The 10912-nt window shown below is 35.4% G+C and carries 6 protein-coding genes; 1 reads left to right on the top strand and 5 read right to left on the bottom strand.

Going from position 1 to position 10912, the window contains the following annotated elements; genetic code table 11:
* The first annotated feature begins 504 nt into the window (after window positions 1–504).
* Window positions 505–1125, top strand: coding sequence for a hypothetical protein (locus LBD46_08860; protein MDR2427268.1), 621 nt, complete (start codon window positions 505–507; stop codon window positions 1123–1125).
* A gap of 108 nt (window positions 1126–1233) precedes the next feature.
* On the opposite strand, the gene LBD46_08865 is transcribed toward LBD46_08860, so the two are convergent.
* The 5 genes from LBD46_08865 to LBD46_08885 form a co-directional block, all read right to left on the bottom strand.
* Window positions 1234–1854, bottom strand: a complete 621-nt coding sequence (locus tag LBD46_08865; protein MDR2427269.1) for a hypothetical protein — start codon at window positions 1852–1854, stop codon at window positions 1234–1236.
* A 700-nt stretch (window positions 1855–2554) separates the two neighbouring features.
* The gene (locus tag LBD46_08870; protein ID MDR2427270.1) at window positions 2555–4555 is read right to left on the bottom strand and encodes a hypothetical protein; all 2001 of its coding nucleotides are present in this window, start codon (window positions 4553–4555) and stop codon (window positions 2555–2557) included.
* A gap of 38 nt (window positions 4556–4593) precedes the next feature.
* Entirely contained in the window at window positions 4594–6606 is a 2013-nt protein-coding gene (locus LBD46_08875) for a hypothetical protein (GenBank protein MDR2427271.1), read from the bottom strand.
* Window positions 6607–6656: 50 nt separating this feature from the next.
* A complete protein-coding gene (locus LBD46_08880; GenBank protein ID MDR2427272.1) occupies window positions 6657–9860 on the bottom strand; it encodes a hypothetical protein in 3204 nt (1067 codons plus the stop codon).
* 101 nt (window positions 9861–9961) lie between these two features.
* Window positions 9962–10648: a Fic family protein gene (locus tag LBD46_08885; GenBank protein MDR2427273.1), complete on the bottom strand. Its 687-nt coding sequence runs from the start codon at window positions 10646–10648 to the stop codon at window positions 9962–9964.
* Window positions 10649–10912: the final 264 nt, after the last annotated feature.

A 10912-nucleotide genomic window follows, 5' to 3' on the forward strand; every position in this document is an offset into this window, starting at 1 on the left:
GCAATTTGTTTATAATAATTTTAGGACGTATAGGTCTTTGGTTGTAAATAACCACTTATTTTCACCTGTTGAATTCTTTAATCTAAAAAAAGACATATCTCCTTGACCTTAACGTTTCACGCATTTTATCAAGTAAAATGACAACTGTTGATGTTTGCAGCATATTAGACTTTTAGGCAAACAGGAAAAGATATTAACGGCAGCGACGCGTATTTAATAAACAGTTTTGATTTTTATATATAAATCCGTTTTTGCCATCTTTACCTAAACTTATCATGCCGTTAGACTAGCACTAAAGAGAATCTAACTCAAAACGTTTTAAAAAGAATATACGACAAACAGCAACAGACTTTAATGTAACGCTCCGACAATAAAAATACCGCAAAAATATGAAAAAAATTAATAAAAATTGTTATAATAGACTAATGGCAAAATAATAAATGCCGAAATTTTTAAGCGTTTGTTAAATAGAAGTCGTATATTATTTTATGCAGGAAATGCGCAATGGATATTTTAAGTTTTATTCAAAATTGTTTAAGCGGCGGGCTTTTTAAAAAGAGCATAATTGTCATTTTAATTTGCAGCGTATTGCTGTCATGCGATTTATATGCGCAGCAAGACAGCGGAGAACGCATTGATATGTCTTTTAATGCCGGCGACGTCGGTTTTGGCATGCTTATAAAAAATAACGAACATACGAGCTTTGTTTCTATCAATCTGCTTAACTTTTATATAGAAGATCCCAAAACGGATTTAGGGTTGAAATTAAGCCCGTTTTATTATATTGAAAGTATAAAAAAGGGTTATTTTTTTAGAAAAATCAGCCTATTAAACGCCGACATTTATTGGAACTCGTTTATAAAAGCAAAAAAGACCGCGATGGTAGTTCCTTTTGTATCTGTCAGCTATTTTACTTACGATAAGCAAGGTATGCTTGATATGTCGGACATAAGTTTCAGTACGGGCTGGAGATTTGTTTATATAGGCAGAGGAAATTCAAGGTTTCGCTATGATACTTATGCACAAGCAGGATACCGTTATTTTGACAACGAACATTATTATTTTTTTACCCTAAACCTAGACTTTACAATATTTGCAGTTTTACTTTTATTAATGTCGCATTAATAATATCCTGTCTGACAAAGCCGCTGGGACATTATAACGAAAAATTATAACAAAATCTCAGCTCCCGCAACAATTTATGTTTGCGGGAGCTGTAAATCATACGGTCTTTTAATTGATATTGAACGGAATTACTGAGCGTTCTTCGTAATTGTTCACTTTTGCATATACGTAAAAACTGCCGCTTAAATTTGCAGGAACGGTAATTGTGGCAGGCTCTCCGCTTAAAGTGCTTTCGGTAATCCTTACTCCTAATTGACTAACTCTCCAATATATAGGCGTATTGCTTGGCACGCCTGTTACCGTAACGGTTATATTTTTATTCCCTGGAGAAGTTATAGAGTTTCCTCCGCTATAAGTCCATTCCATAGAAATTCCGCTAACTGTCACGCCTATTGTTTTCTTAATCCCGTTGCAATCGGCGCTTAAATAAAACGCATTCCCCGAAATTGAACCTCTCGTCGTAAAAACCGTTACGCTTGACGTATTGCTTGAAAAAGAACCTGCATCGCTGGACCAAGACGTCGTATAGCTTGAAACGGGGTTTCCGTTAGCGTCTTTCAGTACGGCTTTCAAATTAACAATTTGACCGGATTGAAGCGACAAACTGTTCACTTCAACATTATCGGCTAAAATAATCGTTTGAGCCGTCTTCTTATCTTCTTCTTTTGAGCAAGACATCACAATTAACGCTGCGGACAAAACAGTCAGCATCAATAAAATCTTTTTCATCATGCGCATCTCCTTTTTTTAGTTATAATTCTGCGTATTAACACAGAATCGGATTTTTTTATTATCATCAAAAACAAAAAAATACCTGTTCCAAAAATGGAACAAGCATTTTTTTAAAAGCATTGCTATTAATAACAAATAACAAATTTTTTATATATACTGTTATTGGGGCTGGGCTGGTGGTTTTCACAAATATTTCCATAAATCTCTCTTTTGTTTATTTTTCATTCGACGGATAATTTTATATTATTTTTTCTTTCAAAAATCAAACTCTGTAGTCGTTCACAACATATCAGACTCTTGAAACATTTTGCCGCAGTTTTCAAAAACCTGATTGTGAAACGAAAAGGCGTTTGATAATTTAAGTCTTTTGCAACAGTTTCAATATCTGTCAAATCGCGCTGATATGTGTCAAAAGTTGTGTTAAAGCATTATATGAAAGCATTGCTTTTATTACTTGGCGGGCAGTCCTGCTGTTTTAAAATGCTCATTAAAACATTTATAAAATTCAAACTCATTATCCGTCTGAAATGACGCGTATTACTCTTGAAATTTAATGAAAAAGTCTTTGTCATTTGCACTGTCTGAGGCATTGTGCGCCTTGTCTGAAACTTCGTATCGTCTCTGCGCCCTGCGGCTGCGTGCAGAATAAACTGCCATCGCGCGGCAATGGGCTAGAAAAAAATTGCGTCTTTACTTTTTACCTATTATTATCATTTATCTTTGCGTTCCAAAGCTGTCTGTACATGAAATACGTTTCTCTCAGCTGTCTTTTGAAGGTGCTGTCTTCGCCATTTTCGCCGATGCCGACGATTCCAAACCACTCTTCATATCCGCCGCCATCAAGAAAACCGCCGCCATATTGTTTTGTCGTGTCATGCACATTTGGGTCAAGATTTTGTGCTTTCCACCATTCATCGCACCATTCGAAAATTACCCCGCCAAGAGAATTTCCGGAACCACCTTCAACGCCGGCCATGTTGTCTTCTATATTTTCCCAGCAGCCTTTATGATAAGACGATTGCCCTGCTTCAATCCTGCCGGTGCTCCATCCACTTGCATACGCGGGACAGCCGTATTCCGTAATTAAAACCGCTTTATTGTAAAAACGTTTTACGTCTTTCCATATAGAGCCAAACCCCTGTTCTCCTCTGTAAGAATTTGTGCCGTATATGTCAGCATCGGGAACATTTTCGACGCAATAATTCAACAAATATAAATCGCCATTGCAAATTGCTACTGGACGCTGATGCGGATCCAGAGATTTTATCAGCTTGGCACATTCATTGACAAATTTATAATATGTGTCCGGCTGATACTGCACTTTGCTGCTTGTCGTGATGTCTCCTATATCGCTGTAATTGTTTTCGTTTCCCAGCACCCACATAAGAATATACGGTTCGTCTTTGTATTGTTCCACCATCTTTTTAATGTTGTTAAGCATATTTTTGCGTTGTTTAGGATCGGCATAATTTGTGCCCTCTTTCCATGATGCTCCAGAATCCACGGCATACATTCCTACAAAATCACCCATTAGGTACATAAAACCATACTTCTCATATCCCTCTTTAAGAAGCTGTTTATTTATATCTCGATGATGATATATTCTTAAAGAGTTCACACCCATTTCTTTCATCAAGGCAAAATCTCCTACAGATTTTTCATTTTTATCGCGTTTTTCATTCCTGTTTGCATCCACCCATGCGTCGTAAGGACCGTCGATTTTTCCATTCTTGTCATAATCGTCATATGACCAATCTTTGTTGTTATTAAACCCTGCAACACCGGGATAAAGCCCGATTTTATTTGGGGCATAAGAAATTGCCTTGACGACATAAGGTTTATCATCAACCATAAGACGAAAATTATCATTATTATACTGAATAAGTTTTACTCTTCCGCTTCCGACAATTTTTTTAATACCTGTCTTTTCCGGATATCCAAATTTTCTTTCGAAATCTTTTGCATGCGCAGGCTCGAGTTTTCCGGGATTTATGTAAAAAATATCATTTTTTACATCATTATCAAAAGTATTGTCTATGGTAATGTCAGCGCCAATAAGTTTAACTCCTATTTCAGGATACTTTTTTGTAAGATAATTTATTCTGTCTATGCATACCGTCGCTATGTACCACGGAGTGCCATATTCCGTATACCCTATGGATTTAGGAAAAAATACAAGACATGCATAATAAGCTTTAACGGCATGCTTATAATGTCCCGCTCTGTCTAAAGCTGCAGCTGTAAAATAAAGTTTTACGCCAGGTTCCTCTCTTTCTATAGCCCACTTATAAAAATTTGCCTGATAGTCGTCGGTATTGACAAAATTCCATTTGTTTCCTTCAAGTTTATTTTGATATGAAAACTTTTTATATTCAGGAGAATTATAAACGCTTTGTGTATTTGGATAAATTCCTTCTCCCGAAGCGGCTCTTAAACCGTCAAAATTATTCGGGACATATTTATATTTATCTGTGCCTAAATTCTTAAATTCTCCGTATTTTTCATAATCTATCCATTCTTCAGTTCCGCTATCGTATATTTTGAAAAGCTTAGGATGTTTATATTTCATTTTCTTATTGTATTTTTCAGCGGCTTTAAGCGAATTTAAAAGATATTTATCAGAAGAATCTTTTGCAAATGAGAGTATTGAGATACAGCAGACAATAGCCATAGCAAAAAATAATTTTAAAAATTTCATCATAATCTCCATTGTTGACAATTTAAGATACTCTCTCTCTATTTTGGACTTTCCTTTACGGAAATCTTTTCATATTCTTTCCACAACTTTCTGTACATAAAATATGATTTTCTAAGCTGTCTTTTAAATGTGCTGTTTGCCCCGTTTCCCAAATCACATATTCCAAACCATTCTTCATATGCACGCCCGTCTAAAAACGGGCCTGCCCATTGTGAATCGACATCGTGATACCAAGGGTCGGTCGACGCCCCACCTTTCCACCATTCGTCAACCCATTCGAAAATTACCCCGCCTAAAGCATTTCCCGCACCGTCTTTAATACCCGCTATATTATCTTCAATGCTGTTCCAGCATGCTCTGTGATAATCCGACTGTCCTTCTTCTATCCGCGCTTTTTCCCAACCTTTAGCATAAGCAGGACAGCCATATTCTGTTATCAAAACAGGTTTTCTGTAAACTCTGGCTATATCCTGCCATATTTGCCCAAAGCCAAAATTGCCTCTGTACACATTTGCTCCATAAATGTCGATATCAGGAGCATTCTTTGCGCAGTAATCAAGCATAAATACGTCTCCGTTACAAATAGCTACGGGACGCTTTTGAGGATCAAGCGATTTAATCAATTTTGCGCATTCGTTTACAAAAGCATAATATGCATCGGGCTGAGTAGGAGCAAGGCATGCCGAACCGACACTTTCACCCTGAACGCCAATAGAGCCGTAATTATTCTCATTTCCCAAAACCCACATAAGCACATACGGTTCGTCTTTGTACTCTTCAACCATATGTCTTACACTTTCAAGCATATTCTTTCTCTGCTCTTTGTCCGTATAATCCGTGCCGTCAAACCAGCCTGCTCCAGAATCTTTTCCATACATTCCTATAAGATTTCCCATAAGATACATAAAACCGTAAGATTCATAACCGTCTTTGAGGATATTTTTATTTAAATCGGCATAATGATAAATTCTTATTGTATTTATCCCCATCTCTCTCATAAGCGCAAAGTCGCCGACTGTCTTTTCATCTCCATCTCTCTTATTGTTTCGGTTTATGTCTACAACGGTATCATAAGGTCCATCTATTTTTTTGTTGTTATTGTAATCGTCAAACGACCAATCTCTGAGATTATCCAGTGTTCCGAAATCTGGAGATAAGCCTACCCTGCTCGGAGAATAAGAAATTGCACGTATGACATATGGTCTATCGTCAACGGTAAGCTGTAGATGATTATTATTATAGGTTATAAGTTTTACTTTGCCTTTTCCAGTAATATTTTTTATGTCATTCTTGGATAAATCTATTTTTACTCTCTTAAAATCTTCCGCTGTAGCTGCGGCAAGTTTCCCGGGATGTATAATAAAAATGTCATTACTTACATCATTGTCAAAAATGTTTTCGATAATAATGCTGTCATCTTCAATTTTTACGCCGATTTCGGGATATTCTCTAGTTAAGTATTTAATTTTTGCAGCGCATACAGGGGCGACATACCAAGGCGTTTTCCACTGAGTATATCCTACGGTTTTTGGGAAAAAAACCAAACAGGCATAATAGGCTTTTACGGCATATTTATAATTTCCCGAATTTTCTAATATGACTGCGGCATTATAAAGTTTCATGCCAGGATCTTCTCCATCAGCAGTAGCCCATCTATAAAAATTTCTCTGCATATTGTCATTATAAAGGTATTCCTCCGTTTTGCCTTTCAATTTTTTAGGGTTAGGGTTATAATCCGGAGATATCAAAACGCTTTTGATATTAGGATAAATGCCTTCTCCTGAAGCGGCAGCCAAACCTTCTAAATCTTTTACCACATACTCATAATCTTTTGTCCCCAAATTTTTAAATTCGCCATATTTTTCATAATCTATCCATTCTTCCGAACCTGTATCATAAATAGGAAAAGGTTTAATTTTTTCATAAGTCATAGATTGGTTATATTTATCTGCAGCGTCTAGAATGGCTAATAAAGTTCTTGAAGATGTCTGCGCCAAACAAAAAGATACAAAAAAAAATACAGACAATAAAGCAAATGTAATTCTTTTCATTGTTCCCTCAATATATTACGGTTTTTTATCAGACGGATTTATGATAATTTTTAGAAAAATATTTTTATCGACTTTGCTTCAACCTTTCTAACTCTTACAGCATCGCAGCCAGAAAGGGTTTTGCTTTTAACAATCTGTTTTTTCCCGTCTTTCCACACTATTTCCATTTTTTTTATTTCGGCAGTTTCACAATAAGTATTTTTTCTTGATGGGTTAACATAAGTAACAGTGATTTTTGAGAATAATTTAAATGAAAATATTCCGTTTTTATCAAAAAAATCAGAACTCAAAACGGGTTTTAATTCAAATTTAAGTTTCCCTTCGTTATATGTAAACGGTTTTTCCCCCACTGTCATTCTAAGCCACATATCTATAAACTCTGCCGCAGACCCCGACAGACGCGCGACAAAACCTCTTCCATGATTTTTTGCGTCAGGGAAAGCCGAAGAACATATAAAAGACGAATTCTCTAAAATGCTTCTCCCATAGACTTTCGGATTTGTAAAACAAACCATGCCCGTCTTTATTTCTTTATAGAATTCGTCGTAAAGTCCCGCTCTTAAAATTTCAAGCAGATACTTATAAGACATATGCATAAATACCGACTCATTTTCAAGCCAGCCCGGCAGAAAAACTCTTGTTCTTCCTATTTCCAAACTCTCGTTTTTAAGGCAAGAGCTTACTTTAAACATTCCGAGTTTTTTATCATATAAAGAACTCGCCTTTGCTTTTTTAATATGTTCAAAGACAATGTTTTTATCCTTTTCAGATTTCAAATAATGAACTTCGCCCTCTAAAAACAAAGGCAGTGGAATACATTTAAATTTTAGAACTTTTACACATGGAAGTCCTTTTGCATTTTTTGAGTTTAGAGGCTGATATTTTACAGCCTCATACCTAAAATACGTATAATACAACCCGCTTTGAGGGTCTATAGCTTTGCTTAATCCTTTGTTGATTTTTTTAATTCCTGCGTCTAAAAATGCAATGATTTCTTTTGCGTTAAAAGTTTTTTCCTCGCCTTTTACGCCCATAAAAATTTTGCTTCTGTATGATTCTTTGAGGCTTGCCGCTTTGTCCCAAAAATCAAAAGCTGAAAGTTTTAAAGAAAAAAGTCGTTGAAGCCCGTTTAAAAATTCCGCCGTTTCTTGAGGGATAGAAACAGTTTCCAAAGGATTTTTTAACAAAATTTCTTTAAAATATTGCATAAATCTTTTAAGCTCAAAAGTTTCACACGTTGAAGAGCCAAATATTCCCGGCAAACCGTTTAAAGAATCATACCAGCCGGGCTTGTCGCTTTCCATTTCTATTCCTATGCCATCAGGGTCCAGAGTGGCGAGTTTAACAGTTATCATAGCAAGAAACTTTGAAGCGAGCGTATTCTTGTAAATTATCCCTTTGCCATTTTTTGTTCTCAACGCATTAGGGTTGACTTTACGGGATTTTATGAGTTCAGTTTTTTCTTCACTTTTCACGACAGCGCCATATCTGCGGATTTTGCCGTCGGTTAAAACGCATTTCTTATCGCGCTCGGCCACATAGTGATTGCAGTCGTAATACGTATAAGTCTTATCTTTAAAAAGGATCTTATTTTCATTTTCGGGGTATATGGCAAGATAACTTTCAAGCAAATCTAAGTTGTAAGTCCAATGGTCAACCCAAAAACCTTCGCCGTGCTCTGCGTCGTTGACGCATTGCGCGTTTACAACAACTTTTGCGATAAAATTTTCATCTTTAATTTTCAATTTTATTTTCTCGCTGGATAAAAACATCGCAAGCTGTCCGGGCTCAAAACTTTTTTTGAAAAAATCCACAAGTTTTTTCTTATCTGCTGCATCTGCAATTTGAGCTTCTATATCTTTGTAATAAGGCTTTTTCTCGTCTATAATATAATATACTCCTTTGACTACTAAGGGATTGTTTCCGTCAATTTGAATTAAATTATAAAAAATCTTTACCGCGCTTTCTTCTATCTGTGGATTAAAAAAAATGTCTTTTCTGCGGTTTTGGTTTACATCTCTGAAATTGCCGTTTCCTTGAGAATAATAATTTGGCGAAACTTGAAACTCATTGTAATCCCTTTCCAAATCGCCGTGTTTGCGGGAATAGACGTAATACGAGGTTTTTTTATCGCCGTCTTTAAAAATTATAGGATATCCGCCGCGCATAACGTTGTCCAAATAAGTCTGTCTTGCGTAATTGTCAAAATTATTTAAGCCTGATTTTGCAGCAATATTGTCGGTAATAGAATTTATAAGTTTTTTATTGTCTGCAATTTTTTTTTCAAAATAGGCACTATGCGCTTTTTTATAAAAAGCGTTTAACGACGGGACGCTGTCAATATGTCCTGCCATAGAGTAAAGCGTAAAAGATTTTTTGGGAACAAGTTTTTCTTTGGCATAAGAAAAAGCACAAGGGTATTTGTTGTCGGCAAACTGCGTTTTAGGATATGTGAATTTTTTATCATAAGCAAAAAAGTTTTGCGGATATTCAAAACTTAAATCGGTTCCAAAAATTATTTCAGGGTCAATGATAATATCTGTTTTTTTATCGTTTGACAAACGTGCGAAATAAAAGTTTCCTTCATGTATTTCAACAACTTCCGCGCTGTCAGCCGTATCCACTCTTAAACGATAAAACGGCAAGGCGTTTTGAGCAAAGTTGTCAACGGTAGTCCACGCTTGAATTGTCGCACTCATAAATTTTTGCGCCCAGCTATTTATAAAGTAAGGCATAATTTTTGGCATTCCATCTATAATTTCAATATCTAGGTTCGACTTTGAAATGTTTTCAACCGTTACGGCTCTAAGCAGCCCGGCGATGGGCTCATTTGAAAGCGTTGAATATCGGACTGTTATTTTTATTCCTAGTATTTCATTAATTTCTTCAACGGACATATCCGCCGAAGTTATATACATAGCCTGTTTAACGCTATAACAGGGATTTACTTTAAACGCTTCGTAATTTGTAGTTTTCCCGCTTTTAGTTATTTTGAGAAAAGTTCTAAAGCCAAGCGTTGAAATAAGTCCGTAGGCTTTATTTGCTGGCTCAAATTCCATTATCGCATAATTTTTATTTTTAATTCCAAAAGTCGAGACTCCCTGCGACCTGTTTACATAATAGGCCCAAATAGGAATGCCTTTAATACCCGCTATTCCCGGAAAAAAACTTGCAAAAGACGGAGCGCAGTTATAATTTTCAATTACAAAAGTTCCATCGTCTTTTAAATAATAATTCGGATTTTGATTAAACATTTTTTAGTCCTCTTTTTATTCCTCACACCGGTTAAAACCGTAAATTTATTTGATTGCGATTAGCATAGGCAACAAAGACTATATTTTACAGTAAAACAATTTTATGACGGCTTGATATTAAATTTTTCAATTCTTTTCATTTCTTCATTAGATAAACTTTCTAAATAACTTGAAAAACTGAACGTATCGGAGTTTTTCAAAAATTCAAAATATTTGCTTTTGTCTTCCACTGGAATAATAGACGGAGCGATATTATTTTTTAATAATTCGTAATTTATAAGCAGTCTTCCAGTTCTGCCGTTTCCATCTGTAAACGGGTGGATTTTTTCAAATTCTATATGGTTAAACGCGGCTTTTTGAAAAACAGAATCGTATTTTGCATTGTTGTAATTGTCTATAAAATAGAGTATTTTATTATAGACTAACTCTTTTTTTGGCGGAATATGCTCCGCGCCGCGTATAAAAACGTCAGAATTTCTAAAACCATCTGTCTCGTTAATATTTTTGTTGATTAGTTTTGCAATAGATACTATAAAACGTTCGTCAAGCGGCCGTTTTAAATTGTCAATCACAAAATTTAAAGCGGATTTATAATTTATGGCCTCGTATATTTCTCTCGGTTTTGCCGAAATTTTAAAAGAATCGTCTTTAAATACGATAGCGTAAGTATCGGCATAAGAAAGAGTAGACCCCTCTATTGCATTGGAATTATACGCATTTCTTGCGACATAGTCTTCAAAATAATTTTTATTTGTTTTTAAGAAATTTGATAAAAATATTTGCTTCATTTTAAAGTCCTGTTTAACCAGATATCTAAATTTGCCCGCATATTTTGCAGATAAACATTAAACGATTGCATTCTTATAAGTATATAATGTTTTAAATTATAGCAAAAAACATACTTTAAAAAAAATAAACGCACATAAGATTTGCATTACAACAATCCCTCTAACGTTAATTGTGCGTTTTTCCTTAAAGTCCAGCCGTTTTTGCCAGAACGGTAAGCTATATCTTCTAAAACACTTAATATTGTTTGCTTTTTAGGCGTCGTC

The sequence above is a fragment of the Candidatus Endomicrobium procryptotermitis genome (assembly GCA_031279415.1).
Taxonomy (GTDB): domain Bacteria; phylum Elusimicrobiota; class Endomicrobiia; order Endomicrobiales; family Endomicrobiaceae; genus Endomicrobium_B; species Endomicrobium_B procryptotermitis.

What these genes read in the sequence shown, in the direction of transcription:
- LBD46_08860 (MDR2427268.1), top strand. Translation starts at nt 505, where the DNA reads ATGGATATTTTAAGTTTTATTCAAAATTGTTTAAGCGGCGGGCTTTTT.
- LBD46_08865 (MDR2427269.1), bottom strand. Translation starts at nt 1,854, where the DNA reads ATGAAAAAGATTTTATTGATGCTGACTGTTTTGTCCGCAGCGTTAATT.
- LBD46_08870 (MDR2427270.1), bottom strand. Translation starts at nt 4,555, where the DNA reads ATGAAATTTTTAAAATTATTTTTTGCTATGGCTATTGTCTGCTGTATC.
- LBD46_08875 (MDR2427271.1), bottom strand. Translation starts at nt 6,606, where the DNA reads ATGAAAAGAATTACATTTGCTTTATTGTCTGTATTTTTTTTTGTATCT.
- LBD46_08880 (MDR2427272.1), bottom strand. Translation starts at nt 9,860, where the DNA reads ATGTTTAATCAAAATCCGAATTATTATTTAAAAGACGATGGAACTTTT.
- LBD46_08885 (MDR2427273.1), bottom strand. Translation starts at nt 10,648, where the DNA reads ATGAAGCAAATATTTTTATCAAATTTCTTAAAAACAAATAAAAATTAT.